Below are 14,317 nucleotides of genomic sequence, written 5' to 3'. Positions count from 1 at the left end.
CGGTCCTCCGGGACGGGCGGCACCCGTGCAGCACGCGGCGAACGGGCGGCCTCAGACCAGGACGGCGGCCAGCAGCGCAGCGGTGATCGACACACCGTCCAGCGTCAGCACCGACTCCGGGTGGAACTGCACCCCCGCGAAGCCGGGGCCGCGCAGCGCATGCACATCACCGGAGACCGGATCCCGGCTCAACTCGACCCGGTGCATGGCCAGTTCGGGCTCCGCCGCGGCGTCGCAGCGCGCGGTGAAGGTGTTGTAGAAGCCCACGACCTCCTCGCGCCCGAAGTAGTCGATCCGCTCCTGCGCGCCCTGGTGCGGCACATCCTTGCGGACGACGTCCATCCCCAGCTCTGCCGCGATCAGTTCGTGCCCCAGGCACACTCCCAGCAGGCCCTGCCCGTGCTCGCGCATCAGCTCGGCGGTCAGCCCGCGCAGGAACCGCATCTTCGGATCCTTCGCGTCGTTCGGGTCGCCCGGACCCGGCCCGAGGACCACCGGTCCCGGGTGCGACAGTGCCGCATCCCGCAGCCCCGGCTCGTCGTAGCGCCGCACCGTCACCTCCAGCCCGGTGGAGCGGAGCAGATGCGCGAGCATGGCGGTGAAGGTGTCCTCGGCATCGATCACCAGCGCGTGCTCCGCGATGTCGACCGACCGCCGCTGCATCCGCAGCCAGAACGGCGCGAGATCGGACCGCCGGGCGTCAAGCGCGGCGCGTACGCGGGGGTCGTCCGCCAGCCGCGGGCGCCGACCGTCCGCTCCGCGCGGGGGCGCCTTCCGCACACCGAGCGCGGTCAGTACTCCGGCCGCCTTGGCATGCGTCTCGGCCACCTCGCCGTACGGGTCGGAGTGGCGTACGAGTGTGGCACCGACGGGTACGCGCAGCCTTCCGTCCGCGTCGATGTCGGCGGTCCTGATGAGGATCGGGGAGTCCAGGGTCTGCGTCCCGTTGGCATCGCGCCCCAGGAGAGCCAGCGCCCCCGCGTAGTAGCCGCGCCCGTGCGGCTCATGGCGCTCGATGACCCGGCAGGCGTTCTGCACCGGCGAGCCGGTGACGGTGGCGGCGAACATCGTCTCCCGCAGTACGTCCCGTACGTCCAGGGTGCTGCGGCCGCGCAACTCGTACTCGGTATGGGCGAGGTGGGCCATCTCCTTCAGCCGGGGGCCGACGACGACGCCGCCCAGACGGGCCACCGTGCACATCATCTTCAGCTCCTCGTCGACGACCATGGACAGCTCCTCCACCTCCTTGCGGTCGTGCAGGAACGCCAGCAGGCCGTCGACTCCGGGCCCTTCCGCGGGGTACCGGTACGTGCCGCTGATGGGGTTCATCACCACCGTCCCGCCCGACATCCGGACGTGGACCTCCGGACTGGCCCCGACGAGCGTCCGGCCGCCCCCTTCGCCCCCGTGCCCGTCGCCGGTGTGCACGACGTACGTCCAGTAGGCGCCGCGCTCACCCTCCAGCAGACGCCGGAAGAGGGCGAGGGCGTCCGCGGGGCCGTAGCCCGGGATCTCGCCCTCGTACGTGCGGCGGATCACGAAGTTCGCGCCCTCGCCCCGCCCGATCTCGTCCTCGACGATCCGTCCGACGATCGAGGCGTACTCCTCGTCGCCCACGTCGAAGGTCCCGCCCTCGACGCTCACCCGATGCGCGGGCAGCGCCGCCCGTACGGCGTCCAGCGGCAGCTCGTAGGTCTCCTCGGGACGAAGCACGGTCAGCGGCGTCCCGTCGTCGCGGACGTCGAAGCCGCGCTCGCGGATCTGCCGGAACGGGACGAGGGCGAGTGCGTCGGTGACGGGCCGGCCCGGTGCGCCCTCGCCGAGCGGGATGGCGGAGAGCCGGTCCACATCCGAGACCGGGCCGGTGAGCACCTCGACGACGTCATCGGGGTGGCCGGGCGTACGCCGGTGGATCAGGGCGAACGGCGGGTGGCCGGGGCGAGTGAGGCTGCGCAGGAGCTCTGGGATGTCGGAATGCATCGTGAGCTGTTCCTTCCGGATTCGGATCGATGGTGACCGGATTCGGAGGAACGGCCCGCGGAAACGCAGAAGGCCGCCCCTCGGGGCGGCCTTCGCGGTGGTCTTGTCGGGAACGCGCGATCAGTGGGCCGCCTCGGAAGCGGTCCACCACCAGTACAGGTTCGAGTGCGCGAACATGGTGTGCACCCTAGCCGATGTCTCGCTCCTCGCGCCCGCTGTCTCATTTTGTGGGCGCCGGACCGGGCACTCCGGCGGACCCCGTAATGTTGACAGGGTGACCGTGAACGCTGAATCCCGTGCCCCCGGCACCACCTGGCGAGACCTTCCCGCGGCGCAGCAGCCCGAGTGGCCCGATGCCGAGGCTCTGCGCGATGTGATCGCGGACCTCGAGTCGTATCCTCCGCTCGTCTTCGCCGGTGAGTGCGACGAGCTGCGCGCCCGTATGGGGGCGGTCGCCCGGGGCGAGGCGTTCCTGCTGCAGGGCGGCGACTGCGCCGAGGCCTTCGACGCCGTGGGCGCCGACCAGATCCGCAACAAGCTGAAGACGCTGCTGCAGATGGGCGCCGTGCTGACCTACGCCGGTTCCGTGCCGGTCGTGAAGGTCGGCCGGATCGCCGGTCAGTACAGCAAGCCGCGCTCGAAGCCGACGGAGACGCGCGACGGGGTGACCCTGCCCTCGTACCGCGGCGATTCGGTCAACGGCTTCGAGTTCACCCCCGAGGCCCGCACTCCGGACCCCGAGCGACTGAAGCGCATGTACCACGCGTCCTCGGCGACGCTGAACCTCGTACGGGCCTTCACCACCGGTGGCTACGCCGACCTGCGCCAGGTGCACGCCTGGAACCAGGACTTCGTGAAGTCGTCCCCGTCCGGCCAGCGCTACGAGGCCCTGGCCCGCGAGATCGACCGGGCCATGAACTTCATGAACGCGTGCGGGGTGGACCCGGAGGAGTTCAAGACGGTCGAGTTCTACTCCTCCCACGAGGCGCTGATCCTCGACTACGAGTCGGCCATGACCCGTACCGACTCGCGTACCGGCAACCTCTACGACGTCGCCGGCCACATGGTCTGGATCGGTGAGCGGACCCGGCAGCTCGACGGGGCGCACATCGAGTTCGTCTCTCGCATCCGCAACCCGATCGGGGTGAAGCTCGGCCCGACGACGGCGCCGGAGGACGCGCTCACGCTGATCGAGCGGCTCGACCCGGACCGCGAGCCGGGCCGGCTGACCTTCATCACCCGCATGGGAGCGGACCGGATCCGCGACCGGCTTCCGGAGCTGGTCGAGAAGGTCACCGCCTCCGGAGCGCAGGTGGCCTGGGTCTGCGACCCGATGCACGGCAACACCTTCGAGGCGGCGTCCGGTCACAAGACGCGGCGCTTCGACGATGTGCTGGACGAGGTCAAGGGCTTCTTCGAGGTCCACAAGAGCCTGGGCACCCACCCGGGCGGCATCCATGTCGAGCTGACCGGTGACGATGTCACCGAGTGCGTGGGCGGCGGCGACGAGATCTTCGTCGACGATCTTCACCAGCGCTACGAGACCGCGTGCGACCCGCGGCTCAACCGCAGCCAGTCTCTCGACCTGGCCTTCCTCGTCGCGGAGATGTACCGGGACCAGTGACCGGTCGCTGATCGCAGCAGCAACGCCGTGGGGCGCGGATCACACAGATCCGCGCCCCTCGCCGTTGTAAGGCTTCCCTAACCAGGGTAAGGTAAGGGTTACCTTATTGATCACTGGGAGACCGCGTGTACGTCTGCTCATGCTTCGGCATCACCGAGACGCAGGTGCGCGAACATGTGGGAACTGGCGCCTGCACCCCGCGTCAGATCGCCGGCGCCTGCAAGGCCGGCACCGACTGCGGCTCGTGCGTCCGCCGCATCCAGGCGCTGCTCGGCCGGGGGGCCTGCCCGCAGCGTGAGCTGGTCGACCAGGGTGAGCCCGCCGCACTGACCGCCGATCCTGTGGCGGCCGCCGGAGCGGCGCGGCCGGTCGCCGGTGTGCTGGCGGCCGATGCCGCCTGATCAGCTCTCGGGCTGCTCGATGAGCTGGGCGATGTAGAGCGCCTCACCGAGCTTCGCCACCAGCTCGAGTTGGGTGTCGAGGTAGTCGATGTGATGCTCCTCGTCGGCGAGGATCGACTCGAAGATGTTGGCCGATGTGATGTCGCCCTTGGAGCGCATGACGTCGATCCCGCGCCTGAGGCGGTCGATCGCCTCCACCTCGATCTGCCGGTCGGCCTGGAACATCTCGGTGACGGTCTGCCCCACCCGTACGTGGAACAGCCGCTGGTAGTTCGGCAAGCCCTCGAGGAAAATGATCCGGTCGGTCAGAACCTCGGCATGCCGCATCTCGTCGAATGATTCGGCACGGGTGTACTTCGCGAGCTTCGTCCAGCCGTAGTTCTCCTGCAGCTTGGCGTGGAGGAAGTACTGATTGATCGCAGTCAGCTCGGCGGTCAGTTGCTCGTTGAGGAACTCGATGACCTCGGGGTCGCCCTGCATCGCAGCGGCTCCTTCCAGAGAAATACGGCGCAATGCGCGCATCCTCGCACCGCCCGCTCACCTGATCCAGTAAGTGCATGCTTAGTAAGAGTTGCCCCCGTTGGGCATTGGCCTGGTCACAACCACCCTTCGCGGTCTGTCACCATGGAGTCATGGGTCAGCCGGAAAGCCGTGAAGGGGCACAGGTCCAGCTTCCTCCAGGGCAGCGGCTGCAGCGCGGCTGGCCGGTCACCCACTACGGTCCGGTCCCCAAGTTCAAGCCCGACCGCTGGGAGTTCCGGGTCTTCGGTGCCACCGCGGACGGCGAGAAACACTGCTGGACCCATGAGAAGTTCACGGCCCTGCCGTACACGACGGTTGTGGCCGACCTCCACTGCGTCACGAAATTCAGCATGGTGGGGGCCGAATGGGGCGGTATCGCGGCCGCCACGGTCCTCGACCTGGCGCCGCCCGCCGACGACGTCACCCATGTGATGGTGTGGGCCGAATACGGCTTCAGCTCCAACCTCCGGCTCTCCGACTTCGCCTCCGACCGCACGATTTTCGCCACCCACAAGGGCGGCGAGCTGCTGACCGCCGAGCACGGCTTCCCGGTACGGCTGATCGTGCCGCATCTCTACGCGTGGAAGGGGCCCAAGTGGGTCCGCGGTGTCGAGTACATGACCGCGGACCGCCGGGGCTTCTGGGAGGAGCGGGGCTACCACAACATCGGGGACCCCTGGAGCGAGCAGCGCTACTCCTACCAGGAGGAGCCGGGCGAAGGCCCGGAGCTCTAGGCCCCGTCTTCAAGGCCCCGTGCGCCCCGCGGCTCAGTGGTGGTACGCGTGCGTCACCGCGTGGCCCTTGCCGCGGCCGATCATCCACCGGTTGACGGGCGTGGTGATCAGGAATGCGATGAGGAACCCGAAGGCCAGGGCGCCCCAGAAGAGGCCGTCGGACAGCTGGGCCTCCATCGCTCCAGGCGTCAGCGCGACGATGACGTTGTCGACCAGCTCCATGATCGCGATGGAGACGGTGTCGGCGGCCAGGGCGACCTTCAGCGCACTCCTCCAGCCGAGGCCCGCGCGCAGCACGGCGACGAGCGTGAGTGAGTAACCGAAGACGAACGCCAGCACGATCGCGAGAGCCATCGTCGGTGCGTTGTGCCAGGCGAAGGCGGTTCCGATGGCCATGCCCGCGACCTCGCCGATGGCGCATCCGGTGAGGCAGTGGAGCGTCGCCCGAGCGGCCGTGGGCCAGTCGGCGGCGGCCGCGTGGTGGTTGCCGGCGTCCTCGTCGTGCGCCTGCCCGGCGTGGACGTCCTGCTTCTCTCGAAGGTCCTGCTCCCCGTGAAGGTCCTGTTTGCCGTGTATGTGCTGCTCCATCGCCTGAGCTCCCCGGGCTGAGTGGCCGTCTCTGTCACCCGTACCCAGCAATATACCTCCTAGGGGTATTCCGCCGCCGGTGGACCGAGTGGCGGGTCCGCTTCAGGCGCCGCGCAGCTCCTTCAGCCTGGCCACGTCCGCGGCATGGCCGGACTTGCCGCCCGGGGTCTCGATCACCAGTGGTACGCCCTCGGTCGCCGGGTGCCCGAACAAGCCGCCGAACGCGTCGGCCCCGATGCGGCCCGAGCCGATGTTCTCGTGCCGGTCCTTGTGGGCGCCCGCCACGTCCTTGGAGTCGTTCGCGTGAATCAGCCTGAGACGGCCCGGGCCGATGGTGTCCACGAGTTCGTCGAGCAGGGCCTTCACCCCGCCGGGCGCGGCAAGGTCGTGCCCGGCGGCGAAGGCGTGGCAGGTGTCGAGGCAGACACCGACGCGCGGATGCCGTTCCAGTGCCTCGAAGTACGGGCCGAGGTCGGCGACGAGCGAGCACAGGGAGGATCCCTGGCCCGCCGTCGGCTCCAGAAGCAGCCAGGGATCCTCGTCGTGGGTCAGCTCGTCCAGCAGCGGCAGCATCAGCTCCCGTACCTGCGCGAGGGCGGTCGTACGCGCCCGGCCGCCCGTCGCCGAACCGGTGTGGACCACGACGCCGAGCGCACCGATGTCCCGCCCCCGGCGCAGCGAATGCCGCAGCGATGCCACCGACAGTCCGGCCGTGGACTCGGTGTGCGACCCGAAGTTGATCAGATAGGGGGCGTGGACGTACGCCGGGACACCCTCCTCGGCGCATGCCGTCCGGAACGCCTCGTCCTGGCGCGGACTGCCCGCGGGCGTCGCCCAGCCACGCGGATTCGCCACGAAGACCTGGACGGTCTCCGCGCCGATCTCGCGGGCGTAGGCCAGCCCGGTGGAAGCGAGACCGCCGGCCACCGGGACGTGGCTGCCAACGGGGTTACGGAGGGAGGGGGTGCGGCTGCTGCTCACACCGTCCAGGATCCCATGGCGCCCGTACGGGCCTCACCGGGCGTGAAGCACCCACGGCCGAGGCGTGTGCCGGGACGTCCGGCCGAGTTCGCGCTGTCGGGACGTACGGCCGAGGCGCGCTGCCCGGACCATACGGGCCGAGGCATCTTGCCCCGCGGTGCGGCCTCACCGCACGCGGATCGTGATCTCGCTGCCCTTGGGAGCCTTGTCCCCGCCCTCCACGGACTGGTCGAACACGGTGTCACCGAAGAAGAACCGGCTCACCTCGACCTTGAAGCCCGCCTCCACCAACTGCCGCTTGGCGTCTGCCTCTTTGTCGCCCTCGACGTCCGGAACCTCGACCATCTCCTGGCCCTTGGAGACCGTCAGCGTGATCGTGTCGCCCCTGGCCAGTTGCGCGCCCTCGCCCGGCGACTGAACGGCCACCTCGCCCTTGTCCTGCTCGGCGAAGACGCGGGTGGGGGCCACCTTTACCTTCAGTCCGTTCTCGCGCAGTTCGTCCGTCGCGTCCCGGAGCCGGTCGCCTACCACGTCCGGCGCCTCGACGGGCTCGCCCTTGCTGACGGTGATCGCGACGGCGGAGCCGGGCCTGCGCTTTACACCGGAGCCCGGTTCCGTGCGGAGAACTGTTCCCTGCGGGGCCTGATCGCTGAACTCCCGGCGGACGATGCCGGGGGCCAGGCCCAGCTTCCTCAGTTCGGCCTTGGCCTTCGCCAGGGGCATGCCCTCCAGGCTCGGGATCTTGACGACCTCGGGGCCCTTGGAGACGACGATCGTCACCGTGCCGTTGCCGCGGATGCGGTTGCCGGGCGCCGGATTCGTGGCGATGACCTTGCCGCGGTCGACATTGGTGCTGAACTCCTCGGTGGCGCGGGTGTCGAGCCCCGCGTCCCGGAGCTTCTTCTCCGCCTCGTCCCGCGGCATCGCCAGCACACCGGGGACGCGCGTGAACTGACCGGAGTTGATGTACCAGACCCCCGCGCCGATCCCCAGCGCCAGCAGCACGGCCGTCACGAGGGCGAGCACACCGCGCCGCGGCGGGCGCCGCCTCGCCCGGCCCCCGCCCGCTTCCGCGCTGGGCCGGGACGGGCCCTCGGGCTCCATGTCCAGCAGGCTGGTCCGGTTGATCGCGTCATCGCCGCTCGACGCACCGGCCACGAGCGGGATGACGCTCGTACGGTCCTCGGATCCGGGCGCCCCGCCGGTTCCGTCCGCCACGGCCTGCGGCGGTACGGCGTCGAGCTGCTCGTCGGTGAGCGTGGCGCGGGCGTCCCGGGTGGCCGCGAGCAGCGCCACCGCGTCGACGGGGCGCAGTTCGGGGTTGCGGGCGGTGGCCGCAGCCATCAGGCCGTCGAGCTGGGGAGCCATCCCCGGCACGGCCACGGACGGCGGAACGATGTCCTTGTGCAGGTGCTGGTAGAGCACCTGGGCCGGGGTGTCGCCGCTGTGCGGGCGGGAGCCGGTGAGCATCTCGTACAGCACGACCCCGCAGGCGTAGACATCGGCGCGGGTGTCGGAGACGCCGTGCTCGATCTGCTCCGGTGCGAGATACGAGACGGTGCCGAGCAGGGACCCGGAGGAGACGGTGGTGTTGGTGTCCACGGCCCGTACGAGTCCGAAGTCGGCGACCTTGACCCGGCCGTCGTCGCCGATCAGAACGTTCTCCGGCTTCATGTCCCGGTGGACGAGACCGGCGCGGTGGGCGGCGCCGAGGGCGGCGAGGACCGGCTCCAGGATGTCGAGGGCCGCGCGAGGCCGGAGGGCGCCACGCTCGCGCAGCACGTCGCGGAGCGTGCACCCGGCGACGTACTCCATCGCCAGATAGACGTAGTGGCCGTCGGTGCCCTGGTCGTACACGCCCACGATGTTCGGGTGGGCCAGCCTGGCCACCGACTTGGCCTCGCGGATGAAGCGGTCGACGAACGCGCCGTCGGAGGCGAGGCCCGGGTGCATCACCTTGAGGGCCAGCACCCGGTCGAGACGGGTGTCCACGGCCCGGTAGACCGTGGCCATACCGCCGACTGCGATCCGTGCGTCCACGCGGTAGCGGCCGTCGAGCACCTGCCCGACGAGCGGGTCCTGGAGGGTCGTATCCACGATCACGCAGTCTACGAGCCACCGCGGACACAACTGTCCACCAGGACCGTACTGTGCGGGACTGCAGCGGAACAGTGACAGCAGAGGAGACCGGCCAGGGGCACGGTCGGGGGGCGGGTCCGCCGCGGGCGGGGCAACTCCGTGCCAGGGACGGCGCGGGCCCGGGTCAGCCGTGTGACGCGGCGGCGATGGCGCCGAGCTCCTCCAGCGCCGCCGTCCACGCCATGCGCGCGTACTCCGCGTGCTGCGCCTTGGCCTCGTCGGGCATGTCGAGTGCCTCGATCCCCGTCTCCGCGACGATGACGCGGGTGCCCTCGCCCTCCGGCGCGAGCGTGAACTCGACGAGGGTCGCGTCGCCCCGCTCGGGCGGCCGGTCCGGGCTTGTGGCCAGCCGGAAGACGAAGCGGGTGGGTGCCTCGACCAGCTCCACGCGCGCGTGGAACTCCCCGTGATCGTCCCAGCGGAAGCGCAGTGCTCCGCGTGGGCGCAGATCCACCTCGGCGCCCCCGAAGGCGTACCAGGTCCGGATGTGCTCCGCGGTGGTCAGCACCCGCCAGACCCGCTCCACCGGGGCGGGGACGTACGCCTCGCGCTCGATCAGGTCGACGCTCACAGGCCACCTCCGGTCTCCGGTCTCCGCCTCGACCAACGCTAGTGCGCCCGGGCCGCCCGGGCCGTACCGCGCGCGTGGGGCAGGCCGTTCCGGTGTGGTGGTCCGGGAGTGCGGGGGCCGGCCCGGCTCGCGGCCGGAGCCGGGCGGCAGGGGCCGGGCGGCAGGGGCGTGCCGCTACCCGAATGCCGGCCGCTCCGGGTCCAGCACCGCGACTCCCTCCACCGGGGAGGACGCCTCGGCGAAGTGGCGCCGCGGGATCCGGCCCGCGCGGTGCGCCAGCCGCCCCGCCTCGACCGCATGCCGCATCGCCTCGGCCATCAGTACCGGTTCCTGGGCCCGCGTCACGGCGGATGCGAGCATGACCGCCGCACAGCCCAGTTCCATTGCGAGCGCCGCGTCCGAGGCGGTGCCCGCCCCCGCGTCGAGGATCACGGGGACGTGCGCCCGCTCGGTGATGAGCTGGAAGTTGTGCGGATTGCGGATGCCGAGTCCGGAACCGATGGGGGAGCCCAGCGGCATGATCGCGGCGCAGCCCGCGTCCTCCAGCTTCCGCGCCAGGACCGGGTCGTCGTTGGTGTACGGGAGCACGGTGAAGCCGTCGTCGACCAGGATCTCCGCCGCATCCAGCAACTCGACCGGGTCGGGCAGCAGGGTGCGTTCGTCCGCAACGACCTCCAGCTTGATCCAGTCGGTGCCGAGCGCCTCCCGGGCCAGGCGGGCGGTGAGCACGGCCTCGCCCGCGGTGAAGCAGCCGGCGGTGTTCGGCAGGACTCGGATGCCGAGCCGGTCCAGTACGGAGAGCACCGAACCGTGCACCGTCGGGTCCAGGCGGCGCATCGCCACCGTGGTCAACTCCGTGCCGGAGGCGACCAGCGCGCGCTCCAGCACCTCCAGGCTCGGCGCACCGCCGGTCCCCATGATCAGCCGGGAGCCGAACGTGGTGCCGCCGATGGTGAGGGCATCGGCGCCCGGGTCGGCCCCGGCGCCGCGGCCCCCGGTTCCATGGGTCCCGGCGGTCGGGTCCACGGTTCCGGCGGTCGTGTCCCTGGTTCCGGCGGTCCGGCTCCCGGTTTCATGGGTCCCGGCGGTCGGGTCCCCGGTTCCGGCGGTTCCGTTCCTGGCGCCGGCGGTCCGGTCCCCGGTTCCGGCGGTTCCGTTCCTGGCCCCGGCGGTCCGGTCCCCGGTTTCCGCGGTTACGGTCCCTGCGGCCCGGGTCCCGCGTCCGTGGTCGTACGCCCCGCTGCGCAATTCCGTGTCGGTCATCGTCCGGATCAGCCCCCCTGGACCGCGGTGAGCACCTCGACGCGGTCGCCGTCGCCCAGCGGCGTGCCGGCCCACTGGCCGCGCGGCACGACGGTCTCGTTGAGCGCGGCGGCGACACCGGAGGGCGCGGTGGTGAGGGTCGCGACCACCTCGTCGAGGGTGGTCCCCGCGGGGACGTCCCGCGGCTCTCCGTTCACCGAGACGGTCATACGGTCAGCTCCTGGAGTCGGCGGGATGCGGACGCGAAACGGCGGGGGGTGAACGGCCGGGCCTCCTCGGGGAGTTCACCGGTGGCCAGCACCTCGGCCATCGCATCTCCCGTGACCGGCGTGAGCAGCACACCGTTGCGGTAGTGCCCGGTCGCCAGATGCAGTCCCGGCAGCTCGGTCGGCCCCAGCAGGGGGGCGTTGTCCGGCGAGCCGGGTCGAAGCCCCGCGCGGGTCTCGACGAGTGGCAGTTCGGTGAGGCCGGGCACCAACTCATGGGCGTCCCGCAGCAGTTCGTAGACGCCGCCCGCGGTGACGGTGGTGTCCCAGCCCAGCTCCTCGCTCGTGGCGCCGACCACCAGCTCGCCGCTCTCCCGCGGTACGAGGTAGACCTGCCCGCCGCGCACCACGGCCCGTACGGTCCGCGACAGGAACGGCGCATACGTGTCGGGGACGCGCAGCCGCAGCACCTGTCCCTTGACGGGCCGCACCGGCGGCACCACGTGCTCCGGCACCCCGTCGAGCCGTCCGCTCCGGCTCCCCGCCGCGAGGACGGTCTGCTCCGCGGCGAGCTCGCTGCCGTCGTCGAGAACCGCGCCCGCGGCCCGGTCGCCCAGAACCGTGAGCCTCCGGGCACAGCGGCGGTGCAGCTCCACACCGGCGCGCTCGCAGGCCCTGACGAGGGCGGCGGCGAGGCGGCGCGGGTCGGCCTGATGGTCGCCGTCCACGCGCAGGCCGCCGCGGACGCCCGGGGCGAGCATCGGCTCCAGTCGGCGGCACTCGCGCCCGGTCAGCCACTGCGAGTCGAGCCCGTACCGGAGCTGCAGCGCGTGCAGTTCGCGCATATGGACGCGATCGTCGGCGTCCAGCGCGATGGCGAGAGTGCCGCAGGCGCGATAGCCGATGTCCAGTCCGCTCGCTTCCCGCAGTTCGGCCGCGAAGTCCGGATAGCGCTCGGCGGAGGCGAGGTTGAGGCCGAGCAGGGTCTCCTCGCCGTAGTGGAGTTCGGTGACGGCCGCCAGCATGCCGGCGGCGACCTGGGCGGCACCGCCGCCCGGCGACGGATCGGCGACCGCCGTGCGCAGACCGCGCTGGGCGGCACGCCAGGCCGTGACGAGGCCGATGATCCCGCCCCCGACGACGAGGACGTCGTAGCCCGCGGACGCCGGTGCGTCCCGTCTGCCGGAACCGCCCGAACCGGTGTTGTCGGATGCGTGCATGGGCGCCTGGCCCCTCCCTTCGCCGGCATGACCCGGATCAGGTTCGTACGGTCGGAGGCCGCCCAGCCTCCCTCTCAGCCCGGTGCGTCCGGGCTCCCGCGAGTGCTCTCGGTCCGCCACCATAGTCCCTGGCTCCGACAGCGAGTAAGGGAGTGGCGCCCTGTGTGGACGAGGGGCGTCCGGCCTCCGGCACAGGCCGTCGTACGTGATGCTGTGTCAGAGATCTCGGTGCGCGCGTCTGCGGCTCGCCCTCGTCGCCGTCCTAGAGTGATCGTGTGAGCGATGACATGCAGCGAGAGCAGCGAGTCGTGATCGTCGGCGCCGGCATGGCCGGGGTGCAGACCGCGGTCGCTCTGCGCGAACGTGGCTGGAGGGGCTCGATCACGCTGCTGGGGGCCGAGTCGCACGAGCCGTACGACCGGCCGCCGCTCTCCAAGGCCGTGCTGCTCGGCAAGGCCGACGGTTCCGCCCTCGAGGTCGACTTCCCGGCCCTGGGCATCGATCTGATGCTGGGCCGCCACGTGACCGCGCTCCGCCCGGAGCAGCACGTCCTGGAGACCGTGGACGGACCCGTCCCGTACGACACGCTGGTCATCGCCACCGGCGCCGAACCTGTCACCCTGCCCGGCACCGAGGCCGAACCCGGCGTGTACGTGCTGCGCACCCTCGACGACGCGGAACGGTTGCGCCCCGTGCTCGAGGGCCGGCAGGAGGTGGTGGTGGTCGGAGCGGGCTGGATCGGCGCGGAGTTCGCGACCGCGGCACGCGAGGCCGGCTGCCCGGTGACGGTCGTCGAGGCCGCGGACCGGCCGCTCGCCGGGGCGCTCCCGGCGGACGTCGCCGAGCACATGGCCGCCTGGTACGCCGACAGCGGGGCCCGGCTGATCACCGGCGCCAGGGTGGCGGTGGTCGAGGCGGGCGCGGTGGTGCTGGAGGACGGGCAGCGGCTGCGCGCGGACGCCGTGCTCGTCGGTGTCGGTGCACGCCCCACCACGGCCTGGCTGACCAACTCCGGTGTGGAGCTGTGCCCCGACGGCTCCGTGCGCGCCGACGAGCGCCTGCGCACCTCACAGCCCGATGTCTACGCGGTGGGCGACTGCGCGTCCTTCCCGTCCGGCCGCTACGGGGTGCGCCTGCTCGTACACCACTGGGACAACGCGCTCCAGGAGCCGCGCACGGTCGCCGCCAACATCGTCGGTGAGGAGACGGGCGGCTCGGTCTACGACCCGGTGCCCTACTTCTGGTCCGAGCAGTTCGGCCGGTTCGTCCAGTACGCGGGGCACCACGCCGCCGCCGACGCCACGGTCTGGCGGGGCGACCCGACGGGCGCCTCGTGGTCGGTCTGCTGGCTGAGCGACGGAGCCCTGGTGGCGCTGCTGGCCGTGGGCCGGCCGCGGGATCTGGCGCAGGGGCGCCGACTCATCGAACAGGGCGCTCGGATCGATCCGGAACGGGCCGCGGACCCGTCCGTACCGCTCAAGGCGGCGGTCCTGCGCTGAGGGCGGGTGCCCGGCTCCGGCCCTTGGCACGAGCCGTGGCAGCAACGATCGGCCCCGCCCGGCCGCGCTCTGCTACCGGCTGTCAGCCAGGGATGGCAGGCTGGTGTCCGTGACCGAGATTGACAGCAAGACCGATGCGCTCGTTCCCGCCTGGCTCACCCTCCCCGACGCCGCCGAAAGACTGGGCGTCGAGGTGACCCGTGTCAGGCAGCTCGTCAAGGAGGGGCAGCTCATCGCGGTCCGCCGCGGCGAGAACCGGGTTCTGCAGGTGCCGGCCGAATTCATCGGTGCAGGCAAGGTCGTCAAGGGCCTCGCAGGGACGCTGACGCTCCTCAAGGACGACGGCTTCACCGACGAGGAGATGCTGGAGTGGCTCTTCACGCCGGACCCGACCCTGCCCGGCACGCCCGCTCAGGCGTTGCGCGAGAACCGCGGCACGGAAGTGAAGCGTCGCGCCCAGGCGCTCGCCGTCTGACCGTGCTGCGGGAACCGGAGCGCTCGGGTCGCGGAGCCTGAGCAGCACCGGCGTCGGTACGCCCGGCCGCACGACGCCGGAGCTTGGACGCCCGGGCTTCACCCGGCCCGGGCG

General features: G+C 71.5%; 14 protein-coding genes and 1 riboswitch. Of the genes, 5 read left to right on the top strand and 9 right to left on the bottom strand.

The features are described from left to right. Nucleotides 1-51: 51 nt before the first annotated feature. On the bottom strand, nt 52-1,980 hold the full coding sequence (locus AB0M26_RS07730) for an anthranilate synthase family protein (RefSeq protein ID WP_365256149.1): 1,929 nt from the start codon (nt 1,978-1,980) through the stop codon (nt 52-54). Between the two features lie 274 nt (nt 1,981-2,254). Between AB0M26_RS07730 and AB0M26_RS07725 the strand changes: the two genes are divergently transcribed. Both AB0M26_RS07725 and AB0M26_RS07720 read left to right on the top strand, forming a co-directional pair. Then, the gene (locus AB0M26_RS07725; RefSeq protein WP_365256147.1) at nt 2,255-3,604 is read left to right on the top strand and encodes a class II 3-deoxy-7-phosphoheptulonate synthase; all 1,350 of its coding nucleotides are present in this window, start codon (nt 2,255-2,257) and stop codon (nt 3,602-3,604) included. A gap of 125 nt (nt 3,605-3,729) precedes the next feature. Further along, nucleotides 3,730-4,005, top strand: a complete 276-nt coding sequence (locus tag AB0M26_RS07720) for a (2Fe-2S)-binding protein (RefSeq protein ID WP_365256144.1) — start codon at nt 3,730-3,732, stop codon at nt 4,003-4,005. On the opposite strand, the gene bfr is transcribed toward AB0M26_RS07720, so the two are convergent. Then, a complete protein-coding gene (bfr, locus tag AB0M26_RS07715; protein ID WP_365256141.1) occupies nt 4,006-4,485 on the bottom strand; it encodes a bacterioferritin in 480 nt (159 codons plus the stop codon). A 152-nt stretch (nt 4,486-4,637) separates the two neighbouring features. On the opposite strand from bfr, the gene AB0M26_RS07710 reads away from it, so the two are divergent. Beyond that, on the top strand, nt 4,638-5,261 hold the full coding sequence (locus tag AB0M26_RS07710; RefSeq protein ID WP_365256138.1) for a sulfite oxidase-like oxidoreductase: 624 nt from the start codon (nt 4,638-4,640) through the stop codon (nt 5,259-5,261). Nucleotides 5,262-5,294: 33 nt separating this feature from the next. Here AB0M26_RS07710 and AB0M26_RS07705 read toward each other — a convergent pair whose 3' ends face one another. The 7 genes from AB0M26_RS07705 to thiO all read right to left on the bottom strand — a co-directional run bounded on the left by AB0M26_RS07705 (nt 5,295) and on the right by thiO (nt 12,229). Further along, nucleotides 5,295-5,849: a DUF4396 domain-containing protein gene (locus tag AB0M26_RS07705; RefSeq protein WP_365256135.1), complete on the bottom strand. Its 555-nt coding sequence runs from the start codon at nt 5,847-5,849 to the stop codon at nt 5,295-5,297. Nucleotides 5,850-5,951: 102 nt separating this feature from the next. Continuing rightward, nucleotides 5,952-6,830, bottom strand: coding sequence for a deoxyribonuclease IV (locus tag AB0M26_RS07700; RefSeq protein ID WP_365256132.1), 879 nt, complete (start codon nt 6,828-6,830; stop codon nt 5,952-5,954). Nucleotides 6,831-6,995: 165 nt separating this feature from the next. After that, nucleotides 6,996-8,927: a Stk1 family PASTA domain-containing Ser/Thr kinase gene (pknB, locus tag AB0M26_RS07695; RefSeq protein ID WP_365256129.1), complete on the bottom strand. Its 1,932-nt coding sequence runs from the start codon at nt 8,925-8,927 to the stop codon at nt 6,996-6,998. A gap of 166 nt (nt 8,928-9,093) precedes the next feature. Next, on the bottom strand, nt 9,094-9,540 hold the full coding sequence (locus AB0M26_RS07690) for an SRPBCC domain-containing protein (protein WP_365256126.1): 447 nt from the start codon (nt 9,538-9,540) through the stop codon (nt 9,094-9,096). 174 nt (nt 9,541-9,714) lie between these two features. Continuing rightward, nucleotides 9,715-10,491, bottom strand: coding sequence for a thiazole synthase (locus AB0M26_RS07685; protein ID WP_365256381.1), 777 nt, complete (start codon nt 10,489-10,491; stop codon nt 9,715-9,717). Between the two features lie 320 nt (nt 10,492-10,811). After that, a complete protein-coding gene (gene thiS / locus AB0M26_RS07680) occupies nt 10,812-11,012 on the bottom strand; it encodes a sulfur carrier protein ThiS (protein ID WP_365256123.1) in 201 nt (66 codons plus the stop codon). Continuing rightward, entirely contained in the window at nt 11,009-12,229 is a 1,221-nt protein-coding gene (gene thiO / locus AB0M26_RS07675) for a glycine oxidase ThiO (RefSeq protein WP_365256120.1), read from the bottom strand. The genes thiS and thiO overlap by 4 nt, the downstream gene beginning before the upstream one ends. A gap of 11 nt (nt 12,230-12,240) precedes the next feature. Next, nucleotides 12,241-12,332, bottom strand: a riboswitch (TPP riboswitch). A gap of 184 nt (nt 12,333-12,516) precedes the next feature. On the opposite strand from thiO, the gene AB0M26_RS07670 reads away from it, so the two are divergent. Both AB0M26_RS07670 and AB0M26_RS07665 read left to right on the top strand, forming a co-directional pair. Continuing rightward, nucleotides 12,517-13,728: an FAD-dependent oxidoreductase gene (locus tag AB0M26_RS07670; protein WP_365256378.1), complete on the top strand. Its 1,212-nt coding sequence runs from the start codon at nt 12,517-12,519 to the stop codon at nt 13,726-13,728. A gap of 109 nt (nt 13,729-13,837) precedes the next feature. Beyond that, the gene (locus AB0M26_RS07665; RefSeq protein ID WP_365256118.1) at nt 13,838-14,203 is read left to right on the top strand and encodes an Rv2175c family DNA-binding protein; all 366 of its coding nucleotides are present in this window, start codon (nt 13,838-13,840) and stop codon (nt 14,201-14,203) included. Nucleotides 14,204-14,317: the final 114 nt, after the last annotated feature.

The sequence above is a fragment of the Streptomyces sp. NPDC051776 genome (assembly GCF_040681345.1).
GTDB lineage: Bacteria > Actinomycetota > Actinomycetes > Streptomycetales > Streptomycetaceae > Streptomyces.
Note: the sequence above shows the minus strand (reverse complement) of the source record. Positions and strands in the feature narration are given on the sequence as shown.

Coding starts and splice junctions, on each gene's coding strand:
- AB0M26_RS07730 (WP_365256149.1), bottom strand. CDS start 1,980: ATGCATTCCGACATCCCAGAGCTCCTGCGCAGCCTCACTCGCCCCGGC.
- bfr (WP_365256141.1), bottom strand. CDS start 4,485: ATGCAGGGCGACCCCGAGGTCATCGAGTTCCTCAACGAGCAACTGACC.
- AB0M26_RS07710 (WP_365256138.1), top strand. CDS start 4,638: ATGGGTCAGCCGGAAAGCCGTGAAGGGGCACAGGTCCAGCTTCCTCCA.
- AB0M26_RS07705 (WP_365256135.1), bottom strand. CDS start 5,849: ATGGAGCAGCACATACACGGCAAACAGGACCTTCACGGGGAGCAGGAC.
- thiS (WP_365256123.1), bottom strand. CDS start 11,012: ATGACCGTCTCGGTGAACGGAGAGCCGCGGGACGTCCCCGCGGGGACC.
- thiO (WP_365256120.1), bottom strand. CDS start 12,229: ATGCACGCATCCGACAACACCGGTTCGGGCGGTTCCGGCAGACGGGAC.
- AB0M26_RS07670 (WP_365256378.1), top strand. CDS start 12,517: ATGCAGCGAGAGCAGCGAGTCGTGATCGTCGGCGCCGGCATGGCCGGG.